The sequence below is a fragment of the Allobosea massiliensis genome, assembly GCF_042655245.1.
Lineage (GTDB): Bacteria > Pseudomonadota > Alphaproteobacteria > Rhizobiales > Beijerinckiaceae > Allobosea > Allobosea massiliensis.
Genome location: NZ_JBHSLU010000002.1, coordinates 22,292 through 47,623 on the forward strand (window position 1 = coordinate 22,292; position 25,332 = coordinate 47,623).

At 69.2% G+C, this 25,332-nt stretch carries 23 protein-coding genes; 7 read left to right on the top strand and 16 right to left on the bottom strand.

All coding sequences use genetic code 11. From position 1 onward, the window contains the following. Positions 1 to 107: 107 nt before the first annotated feature. The 3 genes from ACFPN9_RS00130 to ACFPN9_RS00140 form a co-directional block, all read right to left on the bottom strand. On the bottom strand, positions 108 to 1,796 hold the full coding sequence (locus ACFPN9_RS00130; RefSeq protein WP_066719267.1) for an SPOR domain-containing protein: 1,689 nt from the start codon (positions 1,794 to 1,796) through the stop codon (positions 108 to 110). 98 nt (positions 1,797 to 1,894) lie between these two features. After that, positions 1,895 to 3,655 (bottom strand): arginine--tRNA ligase, encoded by a 1,761-nt coding sequence (gene argS / locus ACFPN9_RS00135; RefSeq protein WP_066719258.1) that lies wholly within the window; start codon positions 3,653 to 3,655, stop codon positions 1,895 to 1,897. Positions 3,656 to 3,690: 35 nt separating this feature from the next. Beyond that, complete coding sequence (locus ACFPN9_RS00140) at positions 3,691 to 4,950, bottom strand: deoxyguanosinetriphosphate triphosphohydrolase (protein WP_066719255.1); 1,260 nt, start codon at positions 4,948 to 4,950, stop codon at positions 3,691 to 3,693. A gap of 98 nt (positions 4,951 to 5,048) precedes the next feature. Here ACFPN9_RS00140 and ACFPN9_RS00145 point away from each other — a divergent pair, with 98 nt between their 5' ends. Next, the gene (locus ACFPN9_RS00145; RefSeq protein ID WP_066719244.1) at positions 5,049 to 5,399 is read left to right on the top strand and encodes a HesB/IscA family protein; all 351 of its coding nucleotides are present in this window, start codon (positions 5,049 to 5,051) and stop codon (positions 5,397 to 5,399) included. A 97-nt stretch (positions 5,400 to 5,496) separates the two neighbouring features. On the opposite strand, the gene ACFPN9_RS00150 is transcribed toward ACFPN9_RS00145, so the two are convergent. Further along, positions 5,497 to 6,111, bottom strand: a complete 615-nt coding sequence (locus ACFPN9_RS00150) for a cold-shock protein (RefSeq protein ID WP_066719242.1) — start codon at positions 6,109 to 6,111, stop codon at positions 5,497 to 5,499. A gap of 182 nt (positions 6,112 to 6,293) precedes the next feature. Here ACFPN9_RS00150 and ACFPN9_RS00155 point away from each other — a divergent pair, with 182 nt between their 5' ends. Next, entirely contained in the window at positions 6,294 to 6,926 is a 633-nt protein-coding gene (locus ACFPN9_RS00155) for a LysE family translocator (protein ID WP_066719238.1), read from the top strand. 3 nt (positions 6,927 to 6,929) lie between these two features. Here the strand turns inward: ACFPN9_RS00155 and ACFPN9_RS00160 are convergent, their stop codons facing one another. Both ACFPN9_RS00160 and ACFPN9_RS00165 read right to left on the bottom strand, forming a co-directional pair. Beyond that, entirely contained in the window at positions 6,930 to 7,385 is a 456-nt protein-coding gene (locus ACFPN9_RS00160; RefSeq protein ID WP_066719234.1) for a DUF3429 domain-containing protein, read from the bottom strand. Between the two features lie 102 nt (positions 7,386 to 7,487). Beyond that, complete coding sequence (locus ACFPN9_RS00165; RefSeq protein WP_066719230.1) at positions 7,488 to 8,243, bottom strand: SIR2 family NAD-dependent protein deacylase; 756 nt, start codon at positions 8,241 to 8,243, stop codon at positions 7,488 to 7,490. A 118-nt stretch (positions 8,244 to 8,361) separates the two neighbouring features. Here ACFPN9_RS00165 and ACFPN9_RS00170 point away from each other — a divergent pair, with 118 nt between their 5' ends. Further along, complete coding sequence (locus tag ACFPN9_RS00170; protein WP_066719228.1) at positions 8,362 to 9,546, top strand: aminotransferase; 1,185 nt, start codon at positions 8,362 to 8,364, stop codon at positions 9,544 to 9,546. A gap of 145 nt (positions 9,547 to 9,691) precedes the next feature. Here ACFPN9_RS00170 and ACFPN9_RS00175 read toward each other — a convergent pair whose 3' ends face one another. From ACFPN9_RS00175 to ACFPN9_RS00185, 3 genes are all read right to left on the bottom strand, one after another. After that, complete coding sequence (locus ACFPN9_RS00175) at positions 9,692 to 10,084, bottom strand: hypothetical protein (protein WP_066719225.1); 393 nt, start codon at positions 10,082 to 10,084, stop codon at positions 9,692 to 9,694. Between the two features lie 552 nt (positions 10,085 to 10,636). Beyond that, the gene (locus ACFPN9_RS00180) at positions 10,637 to 12,166 is read right to left on the bottom strand and encodes a UxaA family hydrolase (protein ID WP_066719222.1); all 1,530 of its coding nucleotides are present in this window, start codon (positions 12,164 to 12,166) and stop codon (positions 10,637 to 10,639) included. Positions 12,167 to 12,378: 212 nt separating this feature from the next. Further along, complete coding sequence (locus tag ACFPN9_RS00185) at positions 12,379 to 12,717, bottom strand: phasin family protein (protein ID WP_245282328.1); 339 nt, start codon at positions 12,715 to 12,717, stop codon at positions 12,379 to 12,381. 340 nt (positions 12,718 to 13,057) lie between these two features. Here ACFPN9_RS00185 and ACFPN9_RS00190 point away from each other — a divergent pair, with 340 nt between their 5' ends. Beyond that, entirely contained in the window at positions 13,058 to 14,710 is a 1,653-nt protein-coding gene (locus ACFPN9_RS00190; RefSeq protein ID WP_377814872.1) for a serine hydrolase, read from the top strand. Positions 14,711 to 14,773: 63 nt separating this feature from the next. Here ACFPN9_RS00190 and ACFPN9_RS00195 read toward each other — a convergent pair whose 3' ends face one another. Both ACFPN9_RS00195 and ACFPN9_RS00200 read right to left on the bottom strand, forming a co-directional pair. Continuing rightward, complete coding sequence (locus ACFPN9_RS00195) at positions 14,774 to 15,487, bottom strand: DnaJ domain-containing protein (RefSeq protein ID WP_066719216.1); 714 nt, start codon at positions 15,485 to 15,487, stop codon at positions 14,774 to 14,776. Next, positions 15,484 to 16,227, bottom strand: coding sequence for a hypothetical protein (locus ACFPN9_RS00200; protein ID WP_066719214.1), 744 nt, complete (start codon positions 16,225 to 16,227; stop codon positions 15,484 to 15,486). Before ACFPN9_RS00200 ends, ACFPN9_RS00195 begins: the two co-directional genes overlap by 4 nt. 90 nt (positions 16,228 to 16,317) lie before the next feature. Here ACFPN9_RS00200 and panC point away from each other — a divergent pair, with 90 nt between their 5' ends. Together panC and ACFPN9_RS00210 are read left to right on the top strand one after the other, a co-directional pair. Beyond that, the gene (panC, locus tag ACFPN9_RS00205; RefSeq protein WP_066719211.1) at positions 16,318 to 17,166 is read left to right on the top strand and encodes a pantoate--beta-alanine ligase; all 849 of its coding nucleotides are present in this window, start codon (positions 16,318 to 16,320) and stop codon (positions 17,164 to 17,166) included. A gap of 137 nt (positions 17,167 to 17,303) precedes the next feature. Further along, complete coding sequence (locus tag ACFPN9_RS00210) at positions 17,304 to 19,049, top strand: vWA domain-containing protein (protein WP_082735459.1); 1,746 nt, start codon at positions 17,304 to 17,306, stop codon at positions 19,047 to 19,049. A 29-nt stretch (positions 19,050 to 19,078) separates the two neighbouring features. Here the strand turns inward: ACFPN9_RS00210 and ACFPN9_RS00215 are convergent, their stop codons facing one another. Then, positions 19,079 to 19,516, bottom strand: coding sequence for a DUF1489 family protein (locus ACFPN9_RS00215; protein WP_066719204.1), 438 nt, complete (start codon positions 19,514 to 19,516; stop codon positions 19,079 to 19,081). 128 nt (positions 19,517 to 19,644) lie between these two features. Between ACFPN9_RS00215 and ACFPN9_RS00220 the strand changes: the two genes are divergently transcribed. Next, complete coding sequence (locus ACFPN9_RS00220; protein WP_066719201.1) at positions 19,645 to 20,415, top strand: SDR family NAD(P)-dependent oxidoreductase; 771 nt, start codon at positions 19,645 to 19,647, stop codon at positions 20,413 to 20,415. Between the two features lie 149 nt (positions 20,416 to 20,564). Here the strand turns inward: ACFPN9_RS00220 and ACFPN9_RS00225 are convergent, their stop codons facing one another. The 4 genes from ACFPN9_RS00225 to ACFPN9_RS00240 all read right to left on the bottom strand — a co-directional run bounded on the left by ACFPN9_RS00225 (position 20,565) and on the right by ACFPN9_RS00240 (position 25,260). Further along, on the bottom strand, positions 20,565 to 22,550 hold the full coding sequence (locus ACFPN9_RS00225; protein ID WP_066719198.1) for an acetyl/propionyl/methylcrotonyl-CoA carboxylase subunit alpha: 1,986 nt from the start codon (positions 22,548 to 22,550) through the stop codon (positions 20,565 to 20,567). Positions 22,551 to 22,591: 41 nt separating this feature from the next. Continuing rightward, on the bottom strand, positions 22,592 to 23,251 hold the full coding sequence (locus tag ACFPN9_RS00230) for a cation efflux transmembrane domain-containing protein (protein ID WP_066719194.1): 660 nt from the start codon (positions 23,249 to 23,251) through the stop codon (positions 22,592 to 22,594). Positions 23,252 to 23,381: 130 nt separating this feature from the next. Further along, positions 23,382 to 24,158 (bottom strand): SDR family oxidoreductase, encoded by a 777-nt coding sequence (locus ACFPN9_RS00235; protein ID WP_066719192.1) that lies wholly within the window; start codon positions 24,156 to 24,158, stop codon positions 23,382 to 23,384. A 133-nt stretch (positions 24,159 to 24,291) separates the two neighbouring features. Further along, positions 24,292 to 25,260 (bottom strand): putative bifunctional diguanylate cyclase/phosphodiesterase, encoded by a 969-nt coding sequence (locus tag ACFPN9_RS00240; protein WP_377814881.1) that lies wholly within the window; start codon positions 25,258 to 25,260, stop codon positions 24,292 to 24,294. Positions 25,261 to 25,332 lie beyond the last annotated feature (72 nt).

Genomic DNA, 25,332 nt, shown 5'->3' on the forward strand with positions numbered 1-25,332 from the left:
AGCCCGGCCACCGCGCGCCGCGCCGCCGCGCCCTGCATCACGGACACGAAAAAACCGGAGGCGCTGGGCGCCGCCGGCCTCGGATGGGGTCGACGGAGGCGGTCGGGTCAGTTCTTCGCGATGAAGCACTGGCCGCCGGCGGCCTGCAGCGCCGTGCACATCGAGGTCGCGTCCTCGCGGCTGTAAGGGCCGACGCGCAGGCGGTAGACGGTCTTGCCGCCGGCCAGCTCGGTCTTGCGCACGATCGGCGCCTGGCCGCCGAGCTGACCGGGATATTTGCGCTGCAGGGCGGCGAAGGTGGCGCGGGCCTCGGCCTCGCTGCCGGGCGCGCCGAGCTGGACCACGAAGTCACCGGTGCCGGCGCGGATCGCCGCCGTGGCCGGGGCCGGAGCGGCAGGAGCCTGCGCCGCAGGAGCGGCATTGGCGATGCGCAGTGGGGCGGCGGGAGTCGTCGCCGGCGCGGCAGCCCGCTCCTGCACCTTGGGCGCCTCGGCCGCCGGAGTCGTCGCGGGACGCGACTGGGGCGTTGCCGGCGCTGCCGCGACGGGGGCCGGAGCGGAGGTCGCGGAGGGGGAGAGCCCGGCCGGACGCGCCGGAGGCGCGGAGCCCGTCGCCAGGGGGACGGCGCCATTGGTGTAGCCGGTCGGGCCGTTGGCCGAGCCGTTGGCGGGCGGCGCCGGTGTGCCGTCCGGACGGATCGACACGGTGCGGACGCGGCGCGGCTCGCCGAGACCCGGCACCGGCGGCACCGGCGTCAGGGCGGGTTCGGCGGGGGTGGCGACCGGCGCGGCGCTGGCAGGCGCTTGCGACAACGCGTTGGCGGGCGGCGTAGCCGTCGCCGAGCCCGGCCCCGGCATCACGACGCGGGTCGGCATCGAGCGCGCCGCCTGCTGGACGTCGACCGGCTGCTCCTCGCGGCTGACGACCTTGGTCGCGCCGGACTGGCCATCGCCGGGCCGCTCATAGATCTGCTTGTTCTGGTTCGGGATCTCGGCCCCGCCCGGATTGACCGGCTCGACCTTGGTCGGGCCGGTGGCGGCGGCAATGGTTGGCGGCTGCCCGTCGGCGCTGCGGGTCGGCCCCCGCAGCGACATCGCGGCGCCGACACCGACCACGCCGACGACGATCAGCGCGGCGGCGGCATAGAGGCCCTTGCGCGAGCGGCGCGGCTCGAGATCGGGCATGTCCTCGTCGGCCACCGCGGCCGCATGGACCGGCTGCTGATCGTAGACGTCGGGCTGACCGTGATAGCCAAAGGCCTCGCTCGCCTCGTCGAGGTCGCGTGCAGCCGGAGCCGTGACCGGGCGCTGATAAGCCTGAGGCTCGGGCCGGTCGAAGCTCTCGTCGGCGGAATCGAAGCGGGGTTCAGCCCGCAGCGGCGCGGGTGCCGGAGCGACGGGCGCGGCCGGCCGGGCCGAATCGGTGCGGCGCAGCAGGGCTTCGAATTCGTCGAGCGCGCCACGCAGTTCGGCCGGCGGCGGCGCCTGCTCGGCCACGGCCTGGAACTGCCGGATGGCGTCGAACTGCGGCTCCTCGCGCGGCGCTTCCGGCACGATCCGGGGCTGGGCCGGAGCCGGTGCGGCAGCCGGCCAGGACGGCGTGGCGCGCGAGGGCGCCGGTGCAGCGCCCCGCTGGCCAAAAATGTCCTTCAGCGGATCGCCCTGATCGACGATCCGCGTCAGCTCGGCCAGAGGATCGGCCGACTGGCCCGAGCGCGGGGCCTGTCCCGCACTGCGGAGCTGGCGCTCCAGATCCTCGAGGTCGAGAGCAAAACGGTTCCTAGCGGGCTCACTCATGGCATGATCCATCCCAGCGCAGGCCGCAGGCACGCATGGGAACGCCCAGGCGCGACGCAGTCAACCCGACCTTGTGGGCGCCGAGGGCCCTGAGCCCGTCAACGCATCTCTTCCGGCGCCGCAACTCCGGCGACAGCCAGACCGGAAGCAAGGACGCTGCGCACCGCATGCACAAACGCCAACCTCGCCACAGTCGACTCTCGATCAGTTTGATTAACGAACCGTAATTGCGGCGAGTCTTTGCCCTTGTTCCATAGGGAATGGAACGCGCTGGCGAGCTCATGCACGAAGAACGCCAGCCGATGTGGCTCATGAGCGGCCGCGGCGCCTTCGACGATGCGCGGATAGGCCGCGATCAACTTGACGATACCGAGCTCAGCCTCGTCGGTGAGGCGAGCGAGATCGGCACCAGCCAGCGCCTGCGGCGACAGGTCGAGATTCGGAAAAGCCTCGCGCGCCTGCCGGAAGATCGAAGCGCAGCGGGCATGGGCGTACTGGACATAGAAGACCGGATTGTCCTTCGACTGTTCGACCACCTTGGCGAGATCGAAATCGAGCGTCGCGTCGTTCTTGCGGAAGATCATCATGAAGCGCACCGCATCGCGGCCGACCTCGTCGATGACCTCGCGCAGCGTGACGAAATCGCCCGAGCGCTTCGACATCTTCACAGGCTCGCCGTTGCGCAGCAGCTTGACAAGCTGGCAGAGCTTGACGTCGAGCGCGCCCTGCCCGGCCGTGACCGCCTTCACCGCCGCCTGCATGCGCTTGACGTAGCCGCCATGGTCGGCGCCCCAGACGTCGATCATCTGCGCGAAGCCGCGGGTGAACTTCGAGCGGTGATAGGCGATGTCGTTGGCGAAATAGGTGTAGCTGCCATCCGACTTCAGCAGCGGCCGGTCGACATCGTCGCCGAACTGGGTGGCGCGGAACAGCGTCTGCTCGCGATCCTCCCAATCCTCATCCTTCTGGCCCTTGGGCGGGGGGAGCCGGCCTTCATAGACGAGATCGCGGGACCGCAGATCCGCGATGGTCTCGGCGACCGCATCGACGCCGCCGGTTTCCTGCAGCGAGCGCTCGGAGAAGAACTGGTCGTGCGCGACGCCCAAGGCCAGCAGATCGGCCCTGATCATTGCCATCATCTCGCCGATCGCGACGGACCGGACGATAGGCATCCACTCCGACTCGGACTTGTCCAACAACGAGCGGCCATACTGATGTTCCAACTCGTGACCGACAGAGACCAGATAGTCGCCCGGATAAAGCCCCTCGGGGATCGTGATCGTCTCGCCCAGCGCTTCGCGGTAGCGCAGGAAGGCGGAGCGGGCGAGGACATCGACCTGCGCCCCGGCGTCGTTAATGTAGTACTCGCGCGTCACATCATGGCCGGCGAAGGCCAGGATGTTGGCGAGCGCATCGCCGAAGACGGCGCCGCGGCCATGGCCGACATGCATCGGCCCGGTCGGATTGGCCGAGACATATTCGACATTGATCTTGGGCTGCGGCTTCGGCGCGCCGCGGCCATAATCGAGCCCGCGCAGCACCGCCTCCTTCAGGATCGCGGTGAAGACCGAAGGCCGAAGCGTCAGGTTGATGAAGCCGGGCCCCGCCACCTCGGCCTTGACGATCTCGGCGTCCTTGGCGAGTTCCTCGATCAGCAGGGCGGCCAGAGCCCGCGGATTGGTGCCGGCCTCCTTGGCGAGCACCATCGCGGCATTGGTCGCGAGATCGCCATGCGCGGGGTCCTTCGTCGGCTCGACCACGACGCGGCCGAGATCGAGCCCGGCGGGCAGCGCCCCGCGATCGGCGAGCGCGGCGAGCGCGGCGGCGACGCGGGCGGAATAGGTCTCGAACAGGTTCATGGCGGCCGATATCTGCGGTGGAGAGGCGCCCGGCCCTATCGCAGCGTCGGTGTCGCGTCAAACAGGCGCCGGTGCTCGTCGAGCGCGTACCAGTCGGTCATCCCGGCGATATAGTCGGCCACGCGCCGCGCCAGGCGGTGCGCGTCGAGGGTTCCGCAGCCCGCGGCCCAATCGGCCGGCATCAGCCCAGGATCGGCCCGGAAGCGGGCGAACAGGTCGCGCACCACCTGCGCCGCATCGCGGCGGATCGGCGCGATGCGGGCATGGCGGTACATGTTGGGGTAGAGGAAGGCCTTGATCTCGCGGTCGGCCGCCTCGACGGCCGCCGGGAAGGCAATCACCGGCCGGCCCGCCCGTCGCACCGCATCGGCATCGGCCGGGGCGAGCGCCGCCAGTCTGCCTTGCGATTCGGCGATCGTGCCCTCGACGAAGCGCGTGATCACCCGCCGCACCAGCTCGTTCGTCGTCCGCGCCGTCTCCAGCCCGGGATGCAGGGCCTCGATCTCGTCGAGCAGTCCGGCCAGGAAGGGCACCGCGCGCAGTTCGCCATGGCCGAAGAGCCCGGCCCGCAGGCCATCGTCGATGTCATGGGCGTTGTAGGCGATGTCGTCGGCGAGCGCTGCCGCCTGCGCTTCGGCAGAGGCATAGCTGTCGAGCCAGAGATCCTGCTTGGCCTGGTACTCGACGATCGCGGCGGGGATTCCGCCCTGCGCATAGCGCTCGGTCGGCGATCCGTCGGCCAGCAGCAGCGGGCCATTGTGCTTGACCAGGCCCTCGAGCGTCTCCCAGGTCAGGTTCAGCCCGTCGAACCCCGCATAGCGCCGCTCCAGCCGCGTCACGATCCGCAGCGTCTGGGCGTTGTGGTCGAAGCCGCCGACATCGGCCATGCAGTCGGCCAGCGCATCCTCGCCGGTATGGCCGAAGGGCGTGTGGCCGAGGTCGTGGGCCAGCGCCAGTGCCTCGGCGAGATCCTCGTCGAGCCCGAGCGCCCGCGCCAGGGCGCGCGCAATCTGCGCCACCTCGATCGTATGCGTCAGCCGCGTGCGGAAATGGTCGCCCTCATGCGAGACGAACACCTGCGTCTTGTGCTTCAGCCGGCGAAAGGCGGTGGAGTGGATGATGCGGTCGCGGTCGCGCTGGAACGGGTTGCGCGTCGGCGAGGCCGGCTCCTCGATCAGTCGGCCCCGGCTCGTCGCCGACCGGCAGGCATAGGGAGCCCGCCAGCGGTCGCCGGGTTCGCGCGCGGCGCCCGGCTGCGTGGGCAGCAAGGCGTGCGGATCGTCTGGATGCGGCATGGCGGGTCCGTCGCCGCCCCCGGCTTGTCGGGGGGCTGGCGCGCACTTACCTTTGCGGGCAACCAAGGTGCAAGGAGCTTCTGCTCCGGGAGATCGCCATGACCGCATCGAACGAGGCCGCTGCGGGCCCCGTCTCCGTGACCGAGAAGGCCGCCAGCCGTATCCTCGCCGTGATGGCGACGGAGCCGCCGGGCTCGATGCTGCGCGTCAGTGTCGCCGGCGGGGGCTGCTCGGGTTTCCAGTATGTCTTCGACGTCGATCGCGAGAAGGCGCCGGGCGACATCGTCATCGAGCGCGACGGCGCCACCGTGCTGATCGACGAGACCTCGCTCGACCTGCTGGCCGGCAGCACGATCGACTTCGTCGACGATCTGATCGGGCAGTCCTTCAAGATCACCAACCCGAACGCGACGAGTTCCTGCGGCTGCGGGACGTCGTTCGCGCTCTGACGCGTCATGGTCGGGCTTGCCCTGACCATCTCCGGCAAGAAGAGGGCCATTCGCGGGATGAGATGCTCGGGTCGAGCCCGAGCATGACGCGAGGCGGTCAGTGCGAGCTCGGCGCCCCGCCCTGCTCCAGCCGGATCTCGGCGGCCATCAGGCCCTTCGGCCCGGGTCCGTAGCGCACCAGCACGACCTGACCGGGAATCAGCTCGACGAGCCCATAGCGGCGCATCGTTTCCATATGGACGAAGACGTCGGGCGAATTCTCGCCGGCCGAGACGAAGCCGAAGCCGCGCAGCCGGTTGAACCACTTCACCGTCATCCGCTCGAGCCCGCTGGTCGGCGTGACCTGGACGTTGGTGCGCGCCAGCGGCATCTCGGCGGGATGGCGCGCGGCGGTGGTGTCGATCGACAGGACGCGGATGGCCTGACGGCCGCGCGGCTTCTCCACCGCTTCGAGCACGATGTGAGCGCCTTCGGCGATCGCATTGAAACCATCGCGCTTCAGGATGGTGACATGGACGAGAACGTCGGGCCCGCCATCCTCGGGCACGACAAAGCCGTAGCCCTTGGAGACGTCGAACCACTTCACATAGCCGCTGAGCTCGACGCCGACATCCGCGGCGAGGCTGTCCGGCCCGTCGAGCCGCATCACCCGATTGAGCGACTGGATCGGTCCTACCGGTCGCCGCCCGCTCTCACCGAACTCGTCGGACATTGACTACCCACCCCCGCCCGAAATGGCTTGATTCGCCTGCTCACGATACCATCCCCGGGGAGTCGCGATACAGCCGGCTTCGCGTCATCCACATCCGCGATGGGCGAAAAAAGCCCTGCGGCGCCCGGCCGTCCCATGCGATAGGAGGCTCCCGAGTCGATCCCGAAGCGACGAGGACCGCCATGCCCGATCTCGCCACCCTCGCGCTCTTCACGACCGCCTGCGCCGTCCTGACCGCCACGCCCGGCCCCGACATGCTGCTGATCGCCTCGCGCAGCCTCGGCCAGGGCCGCAGCGCCGGCTTCGTGACCTATGCCGGCATCGCCGCCGGGAGCTATCTCCAGGCCTTCGCGGCCGCTTTCGGCCTGTCGCAGCTCTTCCTGCTGGTGCCGGCGGCCTATGACGCCCTGCGCTTCCTCGGCGCGGCCTATCTCGCCTGGCTGGCCTGGACGACGCTGCGGTCGCCGGCCACCCTCTTCGCGCCGCGCGCCGACCAGCCGGCGCTGAAGCTGCGCGCGATCTTCCTGCAGGGGATGCTGACGAACCTGCTCAACCCCAAGATGGCGCTGTTCATGCTGGCGCTGCTGCCGCAGTTCCTGAAGCCCGAGGCCGGGTCGATCGCGCTGCAGGTGATCGTCCTGGCGACGATTCTCAATCTGGTCGGGCTGATGGTCAACGGCGCGGTCATCCTGACGGCGGGCCGGCTCGGGCGGGCGCTCGCCGCACGGCCCCATCTCGCCGCCTGGCCGCAGCGGCTGATGGGCGCGGTCTTCGGCGCGCTGGCACTGCGGCTGGCGCTGGCCTCGCGGGAGTGAGGTTCAGGCCGCGGCCGCCGCCACGCCGAGCAGCACCGCCACCGCCGCCGACAGGCCGAGCCGAAGCCGGCCATACCACTCGGCGGCGACCTCGCGGCAATAGAGCCCGTAATCCATCAGCCCGAGCAGGATGAAGGCGACGCAGAGCGTCCACAGCGCCGCGCCCGGCGCCAGCAGCGCCGCGCCCCAGCCGATCAGCGCCGGGATCACGGCGATGACGAAATCGCGCCGCTGCGCGGCCTCGCTCTCATAGCCCATGGCGATGCCCCAGCGCACCCCCCCGAGGAACGAGAGGATCGCGACCCCGTAGACGATCAGCGCTTGAGACAGCCGCTCGCCACCGCCGATGCCCGGCACGGCGAAGCCGGCCGCGAGCCCGGCGGTGCAGGCCAGGAACGGGATGACCCCGGCCGCACCGAGCGCGAGGGCGGCCGAGGGGATGGTCTTCTCGCTGGACATGGAGCGCCTTGCGACGGTGGAGGGAAGCGTCCCGCTCGCATAGCTGTTTTTGCCACGGCCTCAAGCCCCGTCATGCGGGCCGGACCGAAAGGTCGCAGGGGCTCAGCCCGCCAGCGGGCCGAGCGCCGCGCCGATCTCCGCCCGCACCACCAGATCGGCGATGGCGTCGAGCTCCGTCGGCTCGCGGTTGACGATGATCAGCGTCGCCTCCTGCCGCTTGGCGATGACCGGCAGCGTCGCGGCAGGATAGACCACGAGCGAGGACCCGACGACGAGGAAAAGCTCAGCCTCCAGAGCCAGTTGCTGGGCCCGGATCATCTTGTCCTGCGGCATCGCCTGGCCGAAGGAGATCGTCGCGGATTTCACCGGCCCGCCGCAGGCGGCACAGTCCGGCGGCTCGCCCGTCGCCTCGAAGGCGGGGCGGATCTCGGCCAGTTCATGCCGGCGGCCGCAGCCCAGGCAGGTCGCATAGGTGCCGTTGCCATGCAGTTCGATCACCCGGTCGTCGGGCACGCCCGAGGCCTGGTGCAGCCCGTCGATGTTCTGGGTGATGATCGCCGGCGCCCGCCCCTGCCCGACCAGCCGGGCCAGCGCGCGATGCCCGGCATTGGGTGCGGCGCCGGCATAATGATCGTCCATGGCGAATTTGCGCCGCCAGGCCTCGGCCCGCGCCTCACGGCTCTTCACGAAAGCCTCGAACGGGATCGGCTTGTTGACCATCCAGGGCGAGCCGGCCGAGCGGAAATCCGGGACCCCCGATTCGGTCGAGATGCCGGCACCGGTGAAGGCGACGATGCTGCCGGCCGCGTCCAGCATCGCATGCAGCGTCTCGATGGCGTCCCGTGTTCCGTCCGGCATGCGCGCTCCGTGGCTTCCTCCGACGATATGGCGTCCCTCTGGCCGGCCGCCAAGCGCAGGAGCCTCCGGCGCGCGGACCGATTGACGCAAGGCCGGCCGCGTCCCAAAGCTGCCGGCCATGGCCGACAAGACGCTCCCCGCCCTGAACCCCGACCTTCTCGACACCGGAACGCCGCCGATCCCGCAGGCGCAGGGCTGGGCGCGCGCCTATGACGGCCGCTCGGGCCCCCTGGTCGACCTCTCCCAGGCTGTGCCGGGCTCGCCCCCGCCGGCCGCGCTGCTCGAGCGGCTGGCGCAGGCCGCCGCCTCGCCCGACGCCACGCGCTACGGCCCGATTACCGGCGACATGGTCCTGCGCGAAGCCTATGCGGCCGAGATCGGCCGGATCTATGGCGCGCCCTTCGAGCCGGGCGAGGTGGCCATCACCTCGGGCTGCAACCAGGCCTTCGTCATGACGATGATGGCGGTGGCGCGGGCCGGCCAGAACGTGCTGCTGCCGACGCCCTGGTACTTCAACCACGAGATGACGCTGCGCATGCTCGGCATCGAGGCGCGCCCGCTGCCCTGCGATCCGGCCGCCGGCTTCGTGCCCGATGTCGCGACGGCCGAGGCGCTGATCGACGCCGGCACGCGCGCCATCGTGCTGGTGACGCCGAACAACCCGACCGGCGCGATCTATCCTCCCGCGACCATCGCGGCCTTCGCGGAGCTCTGCGCGGGGCGCGGTCTCTGGCTGGTGCTCGACGAGACCTACCGCGATTTCCTCCCCGCAGGCGCTGCCGCCCCGCATGAAGTCTTCGCCACAACGCCCTGGCAGGACTCCGTGATCGGCCTCTACAGCTTCTCGAAGGCCTATGCCGTGCCGGGCTGGCGCTTGGGCGCGATCACGGCGGGCGAAGCGGTGATGGCAGAGATCGCCAAGGTGCTGGACTGCGTCCAGATCAACCCCGTGCGCGCCGGCCAGGCGGCCGTGACCTGGGGCATCGACGGCATCCGCGACTGGCGCGAGGCCAATCGCGCCGAAATCAACGCCCGCGCCGCGCTCTTCCGCGAGGCGATGGCCCCGCTCAACGACTGGCGCGTGCTCGCGGCCGGCGCCTATTTCGCCTATGTGGCCCACCCGTTCCCGGACGTGCCGGCGGCCGAGGTGGTACGGGCTCTGGTGCAGGAGCGCGGCGTCCTCGCCCTGCCCGGCCCCTATTTCGGACCGGGCCAGGAACGGCACTTACGCATCGCCATCGCCAATGTCGCCGCCGACCGGATCGGCGCGCTGAGCGAGCGGCTGCGCGGGTTTGCGCTGTGACGTGACACGTCATGCTCGGGCTTGACCCGAGCATCTCGGAAACCAGTTCATTCTCGTTTCGAGATTCTCGGCTCTGCGCGGAGTTTATCCTTGGGCCGATCGAAGATCGGACCCGAGGGCTGCGCCCGAGAATGACGCCTGCCCGCTACCGCAGCAGCGCCGCATAGCGATCGCGATAGGCCCAAACCAGCAGCGAGCCCAGAACCACCAGGATCACCGCCACAGGGATGCCCTGCGGGTTGATGACGAGGTGGAAGAACACGATCACGGTCATGACCGGCGCGATCAGCGCGAGTCCGAACGCCGGCGCGATATTGCCGAGCAGGCTGAGCGCACCGAGGAGATTGACCGTCTTCAGCAGCGGCCAGAAGAAGCCGGAGGCCTGCAGCGCCTCCTCGAAGGCGACCCCGCGCGCGCTGGTCGGCGGATGGATCAGATGCGCGCCGGTGGCCAGCCACCAGAAGCCGTCGACGGCGGAAACCAGAAAAAGCAGCCCGAGAAGGATGCGCGGGAGGGTGACCAGAAGCAGGGTCTTCATGATGGGCCTAGGCAAAGCAATGCACCGGCGCGGGTTGCGCCGGTTTCCCCTCTTGGTCCCTTCGACGTCCGGTTCGGTTCAAGCCAACACACAAAAAAGCCGGGCGCGAGCCCGGCTTGGTTGTCGATGGCCGCAGGTCACGGGCAGAACCAGATCGCCCCGACCGTGATGCAGCCTCGGGTGCGCCAGTTGCCTGGCCGGGCGCCATAGCGACGATATCCGGGCGGCGGGGCGCGGAATCGGGCACCGGGTGCGTAGCGCGGTCGCGGCCCGTGGCGCCGCATATAAGGTCCGCGGTGGTCGCGGCGATAACGGCGATGATCGCGATACTGGGCCTGCTCCGCCACTGACGGAACCTGCTGCAGCAGTCCGGAGGCCGAGGGCGCGGCGAGAGGCGATGCCGAGGCGGGCGCCGCAACGGAGAGGCCGGCTGCAAAGAGTGCTGCTGCGAGAGCGTGGCGGATCATATCGTCCCTTCCTTCACGTTGATCGGAAGGAACGATCGACGTCGCGCTATTGTTCCGGCCGGAACAATCCCGCCGGCCCGAACCCTCACATGGTCGCGCCGATCTGCCAGGGCACGAACTCGGCGTCGCCATAGCCCATCTCTTCGGACTTCGACTTCTCGCCCGAGGCGACCTTTAGCAGATAGTCGAAGATTTCCCGGCCCTTCTCCTCCAGCGTCACGCCGTCGAGGACATCGCCACAGTTGATGTCCATGTCGTCGGTCTGCTTGAGATACATCGGCGTGTTGGTCGCGAGCTTGATCGAGGGCGTCGGCTTGCAGCCATAGGCCGAGCCGCGCCCGGTGGTGAAGGCGAGGATGTTCGCCCCGCCCGCCACCTGCCCCGTCGCCGAGACGGGATCGTAGCCGGGCGTGTCCATATAGACGAAGCCCTTGGAGCGGACTGGCTCGGCATAGTTGTAGACGGCCGCCAGCGTCTTGGTGCCGCCCTTGGCGGCAGCGCCGAGCGACTTCTCCAGGATCGTCGTCAGCCCGCCCGCCTTGTTGCCGGGCGACGGGTTGTTGTTCATGTCCATCCGGGCGCGGGCGGTATAGTCCTCCCACCATTTGATGATGCCGACGAGCTTCTCGCCGACTTCTCGCGTCGCAGCGCGGCGTGTCAGCAGATGCTCGGCGCCGTAGATCTCCGGCGTTTCCGACAGGATGGCCGTGCCGCCATGCTCGACCAGGATGTCGACCGCCTTGCCCAGAGCCGGGTTAGCCGTGATGCCGGAATAGCCGTCCGAACCGCCGCACTGCAGAGCGAGCATCAGCTCGGACGCCGGCACCGTCTCGCGCCGCGCCCGATTGGCGATCGGCAGCATCATCTTGAGCGCCTCGATCCCCGCCGCAACCGCCTTGCGCGTGCCGCCGGTCTCCTGGATCGTCAGCGTCCGGAAGACGTCGCTCTCCTCGATGCCATAGGCGTCCTTCATCCGCTTGATCTGGAAGCCCTCGCAGCCCAGCCCGACGACGAGCACAGCGGCCATGTTGGGATTGCAGGCATAGCCCCAGGTGGTGCGCTTCAGCACCTCGAAGCTCTCGCCATTGTAGTCGATGCCGCAGCCCGTGCCGTGGGTCAGCGCGATCACGCCGTCGACATTGGGATAATCAGCGAGCAGCCCAGAGCGCTTGACCTCCTCGGCCATGAAGCGCGCGGCCGAGGCCGAGCAGTTCACTGAGGTGAGGATGCCGACATAGTTGCGCGTTCCGGCCTTGCCATTGGCGCGGCGGAAGCCCTCGAAGGTCGCCTGGCGCTCGACCGGCAGCACGAATTCGGGCTTGGCCTCGGCGCAGAAGGCATAGTCGCGCTCGAAGGCGTGGAAGCCGGTGTTGTGCTCATGCACCCATTCGCCCGGCGGAATGTCGACGGTGGCGAAGCCGATGATCTGGCCGAACTTGCGGATCGGCTCGTCCTTGGCGATCGGGCTCAGCGCCAGCTTGTGGCCACGTGGAATGCGCTTCAGCGCCGTCACGCCCGCGGCTGTCACACCGATATCGACCGGATCGACCGCGACCGCGACATTGTCGCTGGCGTTCAGCCTGAGGGTACGCGGCGGAATGGCTTTGTCGAGCATCGGGGGAACCACTGGCTTGCAAGCCGCGGCGCGCGCGGCGACGGGCAAGACATGCGCTTCATCGCGACAGTTTTCAATCGGTTCAAAGAGGCGTCCGGCTGCTGCAGCGCAGCATCCGGGCGGGCATCACGCAACGAAAAAGCCCGGCCTCGCGGCCGGGCTCTGATTCAGTGGTGAGGCTTGGCGCCGCAAGCGGGCGGCGCCGCGTCGCCTCACTTGGTGGCCGGAACGGCCTTGGCGACGATGCCCTCGAACGGCTTGTAAGCGTCCTTGGCGATCGCGGCGTAGAGCTCGCCCATCTTGGTCATCTGGGCGACGGCGCCCTCGAAGGCGGTCTTGACGTAGTCGGTCTGGATCTCGATGGCCTTGTCCAGCGTCTTGACGCCGGCCAGCTTCTCGAGCGTGGCGGTGCCGGTCTCGAAGGACTTCTTGGCGTAGTCGGTGGCCTCGACGGCGAGCGTCTGCACGCCCTTGGAGGTGGCGCCGAAGGCCTTCAGGGCCGCATCGACGTTCTCTTTCGAGGCCTTCTGGATCGTTTCGAACTGCTGCATCATGTTTCTTCCCTCGGCACGCATGCCGCCTCTTGCTGACGAGCCCTTGGGCCCGGGTCTGTCGCCCCTGGGTCAGATGAAAAAGGGTTCACCACCGGGACCGCCTTCATATTGTGCACCGCAACATGAATGTCAAGATCGCGCTGCAGCGCATCAGCCGCGACGCCCTGACGCCACTGGCGGCCTTCGCGATCGGTGGCATTTTAACGGCTCCGTAACCGCGCCGTCGTAACCTCCAAAACTGTGTCCCGGATGCCACGTCGTCACGTGCTCCGGGATCGGGACGTGAGTTCTGGTTGAGGCGGGTTGCATGGCTTTCAGTTGCGTTGGGTCCCGGCGCGTGCGTTCGCGCGCGCTCGTGGCAATGATCGGCATCGTCGCGGTGGCTGTCGCCGCCGTCGCCTCTCCCGCCGAGGCGGCGCGCAAGAAGAAGCGCCCCGCGGGCGGCGGCTATGCGCCCCCCTATGCGGCGATGGTCGTCGATGCGAAGACCGGCCGCACGCTGCATGCGGTCAACGAGGATGCGCCCCGCATCCCCGCCTCCATCACCAAGGTCATGACGCTCTACGTGCTGTTCGAGCAGTTGGAGCGTGGCCGCTTCAGCATGAATTCGGAACTCACGGTCTCGGCTCACGCCGCCCGCCAGGAGCCTTCCAAGATCGGCTTCACGCCGGGCGAGACCATCTCGGTCCGCGACGCGATCCTCGCGCTGATCACCAAATCCGCCAACGACGTCGCCATGGCGGTCGCCGAGAATGTCGGCGGCTCGGAGGACGAGTTCGCGAAGATGATGACGGCCCGCGCCCGTTCGCTCGGGATGAGCCGCACGGCCTTCTACAACCCGCACGGCCTGCCCCACAGCCCGCCGAACATCACCACGGCGCGCGACCTCACCATTCTCGCCCGCGCCATCCAGGAGCGCTTCCCGCGCTACTACCCGATGTTCTCCACGCGGGTGTTCAACTATGCCGGCGGCGCCTACCGCAACCACAACAAGCTGCTCGGCCGCATCGAGGGCGTGGACGGCATCAAGACCGGCTACACCCGCCTCTCCGGCTTCAACCTGATGACCTCGGCCAAGGCCGATGGCCGCCATGTCGTCTCCGTCGTGCTCGGCGGACGTTCAGGCGCCTCCCGCGACAAGATCATGGCCGATCTCGTTGTCGCCGCCCTGCCCAAGGCCGCCACCAGCGGCCGCGCCTCGACGCTGATTGCGGAGGCCCCGGAACCCCAGGAGCGGCCGCAGGAGCGCGCCCCTGAGCGTGCACCGGAACGCGCCCGCCCGGCCGCACCGGTCGTGACCGCCGCCGCCGAGCCGGCCCCGCTGCCAGTGCCCCGCCCGCGCGTCGAGACCGAAGCGCCGCTGCCGATCGCCGCCCGTGCCTACGCGCCGGTCTCGACGACGACGCCGATCGCGCCGCCGCGCCCGCTCTCCGCCGGCGCCCAGCAGCTCCAGATCTCCGGCATGCGCCCGGTGACCGCCACCACGACGCCGCCGGCCATGCGCTGGTCGATCGGCGCCCCCGCCGCCGACGGCAAGGTCCTGCGTCCGCCGGCGAATGTCGACGTGACCTCCTCGATCGCCAAGGTCGCCGAGCCCGCCGAGGCTCCGATGCCGAAGCCCGCCGCTGCACCGGCGCCGGCCGAGAAGGCTCACGAGAGCGGCGTGACCACCCTTGCAAAGGCCGTGGAGAAGGCTCCCGAGCCGGCGCGCGCCAGCGAAAGCCGCGCGACCGTCGCCACCACCGGCAAATGGATCATCCAGCTCGGCGCGACCGATGACGAGGCCAAGGCCAAGGACATCCTCGCCAGGGCCCGCGCCAAGGCCGCCGGTCCGCTGGCCGACGCCACGGCGGTGACCGAGCGCGTCGAGAAGGGCGGCTCCACCCTCTTCAGGGCCCGCTTCGCCGGCTTCGACGACTCCAAGGACGCCCAGAACGCCTGCGCGAGGCTCAAGCGCGACGGCTTCGCCTGCTTCGCCACCCGCGGTTGAAGGACAAGGACAAGGAACGCTGCCATGTCGCACCCGACCTCTTCCCTGTTTCCCCTCGGCCCCTCACTTCAGAAGGACGTCCTTGGCCTGGTTGACGCGAGCGGCAAGACCGCTGGTGCCCCCGGCATCCGGGTGGATGCGCTTCATCAGGGCGCGATGGGCTTCGCGGATCGCCTCCTCGCCCGCCCCCGGCTGAAGCCCCAGGATCTCGTAGGCCTCCTGATGCGACATCGCGCCCGTGCCCGCCGCGCGGCCCTGCCCCGCGTCGCGGTGACGATCAGCGTCTTCACGCCAGCCGGGCGACCGGCGGTCCAGATAAGCCTCTAGCAACCGCGCCCCGTCAGGGTCGTCGGCCAGGCACTCGCGCATCAACTCGGCGATCTCGGCCAGCGAGAGGTCGTCGAGGCTGCGCCCGGCGAAACGGCCCCCGCTGACCGTCCCGGTCATGCCGCCGCTGTCATGGTCGAGTTCCATCGCCAACAGCCGCGAGGCGACCTGCGAGCGCGCACCGGGTGTCTCGGCGGACGACGTCCCCCAGGGAAAGCGGATGCCGCCGGGCCCGGTCGCGCTCCAGCCGAGCAGCCAGGCGCCGATGCCGCCGACGAAGATCGCCATGTCGAGCCGGCCGCGCATCATCAGCAGCGCGGCAACACCCAGCGACAGCACCCCGCCGCCGCCCTTGACCGCCTTGGCCAGCATCTTCGGATTGGTGCTCGCGAAGAGCTTCGACAGCCACCAGATCAGCAGCACCGCGCCGATCCCGTAAAGCAGCGTCACCGGCGGCCTCCTTCCATCGAGCCCAGCAGCCCACGCACGGCAGGGCTCGCCGCCGACAGCTTCAGCATCGCCTCTCGCCCACCCGCCGCATAGGCCGCCGCGCCGCGCAGGAGATCGAGCAGCGAATTTGGCGCGGCGGCGTCGAAACGGGCATGGGCGCCGCCCGTCAGGCGCGCCATCATGGCGAAGGCAGCGCTCGCGGCGGGATCCTGCCCCTCCTGGAACAGGAAGCCGCGGATGCCGCGCAGTCCGAGTTCGCCCGCCAGGGCGGCGAGCGCATCGGCCTCCTCCTCCATCGCGTCGCCGACGAAGACGAAGGCGCGAACCGGCACGCTGCGCGCCTCGTCGCGGACATGCTTCAGCACGCGCGCGATCTGCGTCTGGCCGCCCTGGCAGGCGATTCCCGACATCAGGCCGTTGAGCCGGCGCGGCTCGCCGACCCAACCCGAGGCGCGGCACTCGGCGAGACCGCGGAAATAGACCAGCTGCACGGCGAGCCCGCCGCTCGTTGCCGCGACCTCGAACATCTTCGCCTGCAGCGAACAGGCGAGGTCCCATGTCGGCTGGCGGCTCATCGTGGCGTCGAGCGCAAAGACGAGGCGCCCCGCCTGTCCGGTCGCCAGCGGTGCGAGTTGCTTCGCCGCACCGAGAAAACGGTCGATCTCGCCGGGCGCCGATCGCCCCGTCGCCACACCCGCTCCGGCGCGCTTCTCCAGCGCCTTGTCGCTCTTCTCCGTCATGGCCTTGATATTGGCGGTTTGCGGGACATTTGCTACCCGTCCGCCACCATCAGGGGCGCGACGTGTCAGCCCATCGACAAGAGAGACGCCATGACCGGGATCGCGATCTTCGAGACCGTCGCCGCCATGCGGCAGGCCGTCGCCGGCTGGCATGCCGCGGGCGACAAAGTCGGCCTCGTGCCGACGATGGGCGCGCTGCATGAGGGCCATATCGCGCTGGTGAAGGAAGCCCAGCGGCGGGCGCAGCGCGTCATCGTGACGATCTTCGTGAACCCGACGCAGTTTGCGCCGCATGAGGACTTCAAGAAATATCCGCGCACCTTCGACGACGACTGCGCCAAGCTGGTCGCCGCCGGCGCGGATGCCGTTTTCTTCCCCCCGGTCGAGGAGATGTATCCGTCCGGCTTCGCCACGCGCGTGCTGCTGCTCGGGCCCGCTGCGGTGGGGCTCGACGACCGCTTCCGGCCCACGCATTTCGAGGGCGTCGCCACGGTCTGCTGCAAGCTCTTCACCCAGTCACGGGCTGACCTCGCCGTCTTCGGAGAGAAGGACTACCAGCAGCTCAAGGTCGTGACCCGGATGGCGGCCGATCTCGACCTCGGCATCGAGATCGTGCCCCTGCCGACCTTCCGCGAGGCGGACGGCCTCGCCATGTCCTCACGCAACCGCTACCTCTCGCCGGAGGATCGCGCCTTGGCGCCGCTGCTGCACCGGGTGATGCAGGCGCTGGCCGTCCGCATCCGCAACCGCGACGACCTGTTCCGGGCCGTCGGCGAGGCCCAGACCGAAATCATCTCGGCAGGTTTCGAACTCGATTATCTCGAAGCGCGCCACGCCGAGACCCTGGCACCGGTCACTTCGCTCGCGGACGGACCGATCCGGATTCTGGTGGCCGCGCGGCTCGGCGCAACGCGGCTGATCGACAACATCGCAGTGTAGGGCGCGTGACGAAACCCGGATGAGGGGGCGCTGCGGCCGCCTTCGGTTCCCCTTCCCGTTCGGCAGGATGACCGCTATCGGTAATGGAGCGGCTGGCAGCCGCCTCGGCTTGCGACGGGTGCGACACGGAGTACGTGATGCGGATCTGGATGATGGCCCTCGGCCTGCTGCTGTCGCTCGGCACTGCGGGGCGGGCCGAGCAGTCGCTGATCGTGCTCGACGCCTCGGGCTCGATGTGGGGCCGCATCGACGGCAAGCCCAAGCTCGAGATCGCCCGCGAGGCGCTGAAGGCCGTCCTGGGCGGCATGGCCCCGCAAAGGGAGATCGGCCTGCTTGCCTATGGCCATCGCGAGAAAGGCAATTGCTCCGACATCGAACTGATCGTGCCGCCGGGGCGGAACAATGCTGCTGCGATCACTGATGCGGCCGCAAGACTGCGCTTCCTCGGCAAGACGCCGCTGACAGAGGCCGTCCGGCAGGCAGCCGTTGCACTGCGCTACACGGAGGAGAAGGCGACCGTCATCCTGATCACCGACGGGATCGAGACCTGTCAGGCCGACCCCTGCGCGCTGGGAGCGGAACTCGCCAAGGCCGGCGTCGGTTTCACGGCGCATGTCGTCGGCTTCGACCTGTCGCGCGAGGACGGCCGCAAGGTCGCCTGCCTCGCCGAAAAGACCGGGGGCCGCTATATCGCGGCCGGCAACGCCGCCCAGCTCCAGGATGCGCTGATGACCACCGTGAGCGCGACGCTGCGTCCCGCAGCGGTGCAATCGGTCAAGCGGCCGGCGGCGACAGTCAGGACGGGCGCGAAGCCGAGCATCGGCCAGAGCTTCACTGCTGAGTGGACCGGCCCTGGCGGCACCGGCGACTATCTCGATATCGTCCCGGCCGGGAGCAAGGGCTTCGATGCCGAGCTGTCCTATGTCTATGTCGAGGCCGGCAAAGCAGCGGCGCTACGCGCCCCCGGCCGGCCCGGTCCCTACGACCTGCGCTATGTCTGGGCTGGTCCCGAGGGCCGGCAAGTGCTCGCGACGGCACGGATCGCAGTGGCCGACGCCCCCCATGCGCTGGAGGCTCCGGCCAGCGTCGCGGCTGGCACGACCTTCGACGTATCCTGGAAGGGGCCGGGCCAACCGGGCGACTATGTCGACCTCGTCCGCCGCGACCATACGGCGCCTGATGGCGAGATCGCCTATGCCTATCTCGACAGCGGCAACCCGGTTCGGCTGAAGGCTCCCGGCGAAGCCGGTTCCTACCAGTTGCGCTACATCCTCGCCGCCCCGGACGGGCGCAAGGCGCTGGTCGCCATCCCGCTCGAGGTCACGCCCTCCGCGGCGACGCTCGCCTTCCCGCCCGACGCGATCGCGGGCGCGACAATCTCGGTCCATTGGCGCGGCCCCGGCGCTGCCGGAGACTATGTCGATCTGGTGAGGGAGGGCCATCGCGACACCTCCGGCGAACTGGCCTATGCCTATGTCGAACAGTCGGAGGATCAGGAAACCGTGGCGCTGCGGGCGCCCGGAGCACCAGGCGATTACCGCATCCGCTATGTCCTCGCAGCCGCCGGAGGGCACAAGATCCTTGCCGAGGTGCCGCTGACCGTCCGTGCCGCCACAGCCAGTCTCGAGGCCCCCGCCCGTGTCCAGCGCGGAGTCGAGTTCGAGGTGTCATGGCAAGGGCCGAATGGCGAAGGGGACTATGTCGACATTGTTGTCGCCGGCTCCAGGGAAACCGCTGGCGAATTGACCTATATCTCCGTGGAGGCTGAAAGCCGCGGCCGGCTCGCCGCGCCCGACAAGCCGGGGCGCTACGACATCCGCTACATCCTGAAAGCGGGAGACGGCCTTAGCGTCCTGGCGAGGCGCAGCATCGAAGTGCGCTGAGCACGCCAGCGCACGACTGGAATGGCGCTCTACAGCAGCCCCAGCTCCGCAAGCTCCCGCCGCAACGCCTCCGGCATGGCGCCAAGATCGCCGCTGCGGCCGTCGATATCGCGCGGCGCATCCTTCTCGGTGAGGTAGCGCCAGCCCTGGAACGGCCGGCAGGGACGCGGCTCGACGGGCACGACCACCGGTTCCAGCACAAGATGGCAGCGGCCGATTCCGTCGCCATCGGTGAAAGGGCGCACGGCCAGCAGCTTCTGCCGCGCGCTGATCTGGCCCTTGATCACCCAATAGAGCGAGCCTCCGTCGAGCAACTCGTCGAGGCGCTTGGGCACCATGCGGGTGGTGTGGATCTGCTCGGCCGTCCGGCCCAGTCGCCGTTCCAGTGTCAGGCGCTCCTCGATCCAATCTTCCAGATCGCCGATCGAATCGGCGCCGACGCAGAGCTTGAGGAGATGGAGCGGCATGGCCGGCAATCTAGTGCGGGCACGGCAACCGGACCAGCGCCAGCGGCGTTGCTCTCCACAGCCGCGCTGCGCGAAGCTGCCTGCGCGACGGCAGGCCGCAGGGCACCCCAAGACACAAGGAGATTTTGATGCGCGGACTGACAGGCAAGGCCATTCTCGTCACAGGCTCCTCGAACGGCATCGGCCACGCCATGGCGGAGCGGCTGGTCGCCGAGGGGGCCAAGGTCGTGGTCCATGGCCGCGATCGCGAGGAAGTCGAGGGCGTCTGCCGCGAATTGGGCGGCCAGGCCGCTCCCGTGACCGGCGACCTCGCCGATCCCGAGACGCCGCAGGCCCTGGTCGATGCCACGGTCGCGGCCTTCGGACGGATCGACGGCCTCGTCAACAACGCCGGCATCTATCCCCGCGGCGAGGTCACCGGGACGACGGTCGACTTCTTCGACGAGATCTTCGCCGTCAATGTCCGCGCCCCGCTGCTCGCCTCCGAAGCGGCGGCGCGGGCTTTTCGCGCGCAAGGCTCGGGCGGCGCGATCGTCACCGTCGGCTCGATCAACGCCTGGTGCGGCCTGCCGCGCCTGACCGTCTATTCCATGTCCAAGGGCGCGCTGATGACGATGACGCGCAACCTCGCCGATTCGCTCGGCCCGGAGCGCATCCGCCTCAACCAGCTCAATGTCGGCTGGACCTTCACCGCCAATGAGGACGCCACCCAGCAGAAGGAGGGGCAGAAGCCCGGCTGGGAGAAGCATGTGCCCGTCCGTCAGGCGCCGAGCGGCCGCATCATGCAGCCCGAGGAGATCGCGGCGCATACCGCCTTCTGGCTCTCCGACGAGAGCGCGCCGGTCTCGGGGCAGATCTACGAGGTCGAGCAGTTCCCGGTGATCGGACGGATGGGGTAGTCCGGCTGGCCGCCGTCATTGCGAGCGCAGCGAAGCAATCCAGGTAACGTCGAGCACTGCCGTTCTGGATTGCTTCGCTGCGCTCGCAGTGACGGGCTATCCTCGCCTGTCGAGCGAGCAAACGGCCGCAAGCGACTCCTACGATTCGCCTAGTCGCCGAGCACCACCACCTTGGCGCCTTCCGCCACCTGAGCCCCTGGCGCGGCGCCGATCTCGCTGACCGTGCCGTCGCGCGGTGCCGTCAGCACATGCTCCATCTTCATCGCCTCGACGATGGCGAGCCGCTGGCCCTTGCTGACGACATCGCCGGCCGAGACAAACAGCGCGATCAGCTTGCCATGCATCGGCGCCTTGACGACGCCGCCCGAGCCGGCCGCGGCGTCGAGATCGACACTGAACGGGTCGAACAGCGAAACGGCCGTCTGCCGGCCGCGGTGCAGCGCCAGCCAGGTGCCGCGCTCGCCCTGCGCCAGCGCGATCTCGTGCTCGCCCTCGCCGATCTGATGGCCGGGCAGGCTGACGCGGGCGCCCTCCTCATGCCACTCGATCCGCGCCTCGACCCGCTCGCCATCGACCAGGAGCGGCAGGCCGAGCGCGGGGCGCGGCATCAGCGAAAACGCGTCCGCCACAAGCCAGGGCGAGCGGGCCTCGCCATCGGCCCGTTCAGCCGCCCGAAGCAGACCTTCCGTCTGACGCTCCTCCTCCAACTGAAGCGCCGCCGCCGCGACCGCCGCCGCGTCGAGCGGCTGCGGCTCGGCTCCGAGCGCCGTAATGTTGCGCTCGATGAAGCCGGTGTCGAAGGGCCCCTCGCGAAAGCCGGGAGCCTCGGTCAGCGCCTTCAGGAAGGCCAGGTTGGTGCGCGGCCCCGCCACGATCGTCTCGCTCAGCGCAGCCCCGAGGCGGTCCAGCGCCTCATGGCGAGTCGCGCCATGGGCGATCACCTTGGCGATCATCGGATCGTAGAACGGCGTCACCGTGTCGCCGGCCTCGACGCCGGTGTCGATGCGGATGCCGTCGCCTTCCGGGAATTGCAGCGCCCAGAGCTTGCCGGTCGAGGGCAGGAAGCCCTTCTCCGGATCCTCGGCATAGAGCCGTGCCTCGACCGCATGGCCGGTCGCGGTGACGTCGGCCTGGGTGAAGCCGAGAGGCTCGCCGGCGGCGACCTTCAACTGCAGCTCGACCAGATCGAGCCCCGTGATCGCCTCGGTGACCGGATGCTCGACCTGAAGCCGGGTGTTCATCTCCATGAAGTAGAACCGGTCGGCACGCAGGCCGTCGCGCCCGTCGGCGATGAACTCGACCGTTCCGGCCCCGACATAGCCGACGGCCTTCGCCGCTTCGGTCGCGGCCTTGCCCATCGCGGCGCGGACCTCCTCGGTCATGCCCGGCGCCGGCGCCTCCTCGATCACCTTCTGGTGGCGGCGCTGCAGCGAGCAGTCGCGCTCGAAGAGGTGGACGACATTGCCATGGCTGTCGCCGAAGACCTGGATTTCGACATGGCGCGGCGAGAGCACATATTTTTCGACCAGCACGCGACCGTCACCGAAGGCGCTTTGGCCTTCGCGCTGGGCGCTGGTCAGGGCGTCGGCGAAATCCTCCGGCCGATCGACCTTCTTCATGCCCTTGCCGCCGCCGCCCGCGACCGCCTTGATCAGAACGGGGTAGCCGATCCGCTGCGCCTCCCCGGCGAGAAATTCGACGCCCTGCTCGGCGCCGTGATAGCCCGGCACCACCGGCACGCTGGCCTTCTCGACCAGCGCCTTGGCGGCATCTTTCAGCCCCATCGCGCGGATGGCGGAGGCCGGCGGTCCGACGAAGACGATCCCGGCTTGCGCGCAGGCCTCGGCGAATTCGGCATTCTCGGACAGGAAACCATAGCCCGGATGGATGCAGGCGGCGCCCGCCTCCTTGGCGACCGCCAGGATCTTGCTGGCATCGAGATAGCTCTCGCGCGCCGGCGCCGGGCCGATCCGGTAGGCCTCGTCGGCCATCTGCACGAACAGCGCCTCCGCATCGGCGTCGGAATGGACAGCGATGGTGCGCAAACCGAGCCGCTTGGCGGTGCGGATGACCCGGCAGGCGATCTCGCCGCGATTGGCGATCAGGATGGAGGGCAGCTTCTCGGCAATCGACATGGGCAACGTCCCGGACGGCATGGCGCGTGAGCGTGCCGTCTTTATAGCCCGGCGGCCGGGGCTGTCGCCGCCTTGTTCTGCACAGGAGCCTCGGCAGGCTTCGTCCGCAGCGAGCGCCAGATCGCCCAGCTGGCCTGGAAACAGATGCCGGCGATGACGAGGTCGAAGAGATATTCCGGCCAGCGCATCGGCATGACCCGGGCGAACAGCCCGACCAGCGCGAACCCCAGCGTCTTGATGACGTCGTTGCGGGACGACAGCCAGGTCGCCCTGATGACCGGATTGTCCTCTCGCCGGAAACGCCAGAGCACGACGACGATCAGGATGGCAACGACGACCGCGCTGCCCGCCGAGAAGCCGAGCGTCCAGACCTCGATCGGGCGCGGCATGACGATCTTGTCCCAGAGATCGTAGAGCGTGTGAAAGCCCGCCAGCGCCATGACGGCCCCGATGGCGAACGCCGCCAGCTTTTCGGCACGCGCATCACGGCCGAATACCACGGCCGCGATGCCGTAAAGCGCGACGTCATAGATCCAGTCGACGCCGTCCTTGAACAGCTGCGGATTGCCGATGGCGAGCGCCCAGGCGACCACGCCGCACGCAAACGCCAGGATGCCGAGCGCGATGCCCCAGATGGTCAGGGTGAAGGCGCGGGCGACCGATCGCTCGACAAGCACGGCGCTGTCCCGATGCTCAGTCATCGATCCCCCCCTCCCCGTCATCCCGGACAAGCCGCTTCAGCGGCGCCGATCCGGGAACCATGCCTGAACCGTTCCGGCATGGATCCCGGGTCTCCGCTTCGCTGCGCCCGGGATGACCAGCGCGGTGGTCTCACCCCCGCCCGACGAAGGGCGCATTCGTCGCCATCACCGTAACGAACAACACGTTCGCCTCCGGAGGCAGGCTCGCCATGTGCAGCACCGTGGTGGCGACGTTGTCGACATCCATCACCGCCTCGACCTTGATGGAGCCGTCGGCCTGCGGCACGCCGGTGGTCATCTTGCGGGCCATCTCCGTCAGCGCATTGCCGATGTCGACCTGGCCGACGGCGATGCCATATTTGCGGCCGTCGAGCGAGGCGGTCTTGGTCAGACCGGTGATGGCGTGCTTGGTCGCCGTATAGGCGACCGAATTGGGCCGCGGCGCATGGGCCGAGATCGAGCCGTTGTTGATGATGCGGCCGCCCTGGGGAACCTGGTCGCGCATCGCCCTGAAGGCCTCCTGCGTGCACAGGAACGGGCCGGTCAGGTTGGTGTCGACCACCTTCTGCCAGTCTTCCAGCGAGAGGTCCTCGAGCAGGATGCCGCCGGGAGCGTTGACGCCGGCGTTGTTGAACAGCACGTCGACCCGGCCGAACGCCTCCTTTGTCTTGGCGAAGAGCGCTTGGACCGACGCCTTGTCGGTGACGTCGGTCGGGACGGCGAGAGCCCGCCCGGCCGCGACGCCCGACAGCGCGATCGTCTCCTCCAGCGCGTCCGCACGGCGGCCGGCCAGCACTGTGCGATAGCCGTCCTTCAGGAAGGCGAGCGCGACGGCCCGTCCGACGCCCGATCCGGCTCCGGTGATGATGGCGACCTTGTCATGGGCGGGCGTGCTGGCGGCGGGCATGGCGTATCCTCTGGTTTCTTGCCGGTTCAACCGTTTCAAATCCGGTGGAGCCGACCATAGCAGCGTGCTGCATGCAGGGAACAGCGTTTCGCGCAGGCGCCCTCGCCCGCCGATACGGGGGTGCGGCCCCTGCTCAGCCCGCCACGGCCGCGTTGGCGCCGAGCCAGGGGCAGTTCACCGCCGTCTGCGGCTGGGCGACCGGGCGGCCGACCAGATAGCCCTGGAAGGAATCGATACCGAGCGAGAGCAGCGCCGTGGCCTGCGCCTCGGTCTCGACGCCCTCGGCGACGATCTGCAGGTCGAATCGGCGCGCGATCAGCGCCGCGCCTTCGATCACCGAGCGCGAACGCCCGTCGATATCGGCGATGAAGGACTTGTCGATCTTGATCTGGCGCATCGGGAAATCGCGCAGCCGCGCCAGCGAGGAATAGCCCGTGCCGAAATCATCGACTGCGAGGCAGATGCCGAGCTCGTCGAGCTGCGTCAGAACCGCCAGCGTCTGCGCGTCGTCGGCCGGCATGAAGACCGATTCCGTGACCTCGAGATGCAGCCATTGCGCTCCAAGCTGGTGCCGGGTGAGCGCGCCGCGCACGATATCGACGAACTCCGGCTGCGAGAGCTGCCGCACCGAACAATTCACGGCCACCGCAGCGCGCACGCCGCCGCGCTGCCAGCGCGCCGCTGCCGCACAGGCCCGATCCAGTACCCAGGCGCCGACCATGGCAATCTGGTTGCTCTCCTCGGCGATTGGGATGAATTCATCGGGGGATAGCGTGCCGAGCGTCGGGTGGGTCCAGCGCAGCAGAGCCTCGAAGCCGTGCAGATCGCCCGTGGCCGCCGCGACGATCGGCTGGAAGGCGAGCCAGAATTCATCCTGCTTCAGCCCCGCAGGAATGTCGTCGGCGATACGCTCCCGCCGCTGCAGCGCGACCGCAAGCGAATGGTCGTAGTTCAGCGGTACCGTTGCGTTCTGGCGCTTGGCTTGGGTGGCCGCGAGATCGGCGGCCCAGATCAGTTCCTCCAGCCCTTGCCCGTCCTCGGGATAGCGCGCGACGCCGATACTGGCCCCGATATCGTACGCATACGAGGAAGGCCGCGTGATCGAAGCCTTCGCGCGAGCGTAGCGGGCTCTATGATGAGGTTAGTTGAAGTTCAGGCGGCTTGCTGATCGACG

What these genes read in the sequence shown, in the direction of transcription:
- ACFPN9_RS00130 (WP_066719267.1), bottom strand. Translation starts at nt 1,796, where the DNA reads ATGAGTGAGCCCGCTAGGAACCGTTTTGCTCTCGACCTCGAGGATCTG.
- argS (WP_066719258.1), bottom strand. Translation starts at nt 3,655, where the DNA reads ATGAACCTGTTCGAGACCTATTCCGCCCGCGTCGCCGCCGCGCTCGCC.
- ACFPN9_RS00140 (WP_066719255.1), bottom strand. Translation starts at nt 4,950, where the DNA reads ATGCCGCATCCAGACGATCCGCACGCCTTGCTGCCCACGCAGCCGGGC.
- ACFPN9_RS00145 (WP_066719244.1), top strand. Translation starts at nt 5,049, where the DNA reads ATGACCGCATCGAACGAGGCCGCTGCGGGCCCCGTCTCCGTGACCGAG.
- ACFPN9_RS00150 (WP_066719242.1), bottom strand. Translation starts at nt 6,111, where the DNA reads ATGTCCGACGAGTTCGGTGAGAGCGGGCGGCGACCGGTAGGACCGATC.
- ACFPN9_RS00155 (WP_066719238.1), top strand. Translation starts at nt 6,294, where the DNA reads ATGCCCGATCTCGCCACCCTCGCGCTCTTCACGACCGCCTGCGCCGTC.
- ACFPN9_RS00160 (WP_066719234.1), bottom strand. Translation starts at nt 7,385, where the DNA reads ATGTCCAGCGAGAAGACCATCCCCTCGGCCGCCCTCGCGCTCGGTGCG.
- ACFPN9_RS00165 (WP_066719230.1), bottom strand. Translation starts at nt 8,243, where the DNA reads ATGCCGGACGGAACACGGGACGCCATCGAGACGCTGCATGCGATGCTG.
- ACFPN9_RS00170 (WP_066719228.1), top strand. Translation starts at nt 8,362, where the DNA reads ATGGCCGACAAGACGCTCCCCGCCCTGAACCCCGACCTTCTCGACACC.
- ACFPN9_RS00175 (WP_066719225.1), bottom strand. Translation starts at nt 10,084, where the DNA reads ATGAAGACCCTGCTTCTGGTCACCCTCCCGCGCATCCTTCTCGGGCTG.
- ACFPN9_RS00180 (WP_066719222.1), bottom strand. Translation starts at nt 12,166, where the DNA reads ATGCTCGACAAAGCCATTCCGCCGCGTACCCTCAGGCTGAACGCCAGC.
- ACFPN9_RS00185 (WP_245282328.1), bottom strand. Translation starts at nt 12,717, where the DNA reads ATGCAGCAGTTCGAAACGATCCAGAAGGCCTCGAAAGAGAACGTCGAT.
- ACFPN9_RS00200 (WP_066719214.1), bottom strand. Translation starts at nt 16,227, where the DNA reads ATGACGGAGAAGAGCGACAAGGCGCTGGAGAAGCGCGCCGGAGCGGGT.
- panC (WP_066719211.1), top strand. Translation starts at nt 16,318, where the DNA reads ATGACCGGGATCGCGATCTTCGAGACCGTCGCCGCCATGCGGCAGGCC.
- ACFPN9_RS00210 (WP_082735459.1), top strand. Translation starts at nt 17,304, where the DNA reads ATGCGGATCTGGATGATGGCCCTCGGCCTGCTGCTGTCGCTCGGCACT.
- ACFPN9_RS00215 (WP_066719204.1), bottom strand. Translation starts at nt 19,516, where the DNA reads ATGCCGCTCCATCTCCTCAAGCTCTGCGTCGGCGCCGATTCGATCGGC.
- ACFPN9_RS00220 (WP_066719201.1), top strand. Translation starts at nt 19,645, where the DNA reads ATGCGCGGACTGACAGGCAAGGCCATTCTCGTCACAGGCTCCTCGAAC.
- ACFPN9_RS00225 (WP_066719198.1), bottom strand. Translation starts at nt 22,550, where the DNA reads ATGTCGATTGCCGAGAAGCTGCCCTCCATCCTGATCGCCAATCGCGGC.
- ACFPN9_RS00230 (WP_066719194.1), bottom strand. Translation starts at nt 23,251, where the DNA reads ATGACTGAGCATCGGGACAGCGCCGTGCTTGTCGAGCGATCGGTCGCC.
- ACFPN9_RS00235 (WP_066719192.1), bottom strand. Translation starts at nt 24,158, where the DNA reads ATGCCCGCCGCCAGCACGCCCGCCCATGACAAGGTCGCCATCATCACC.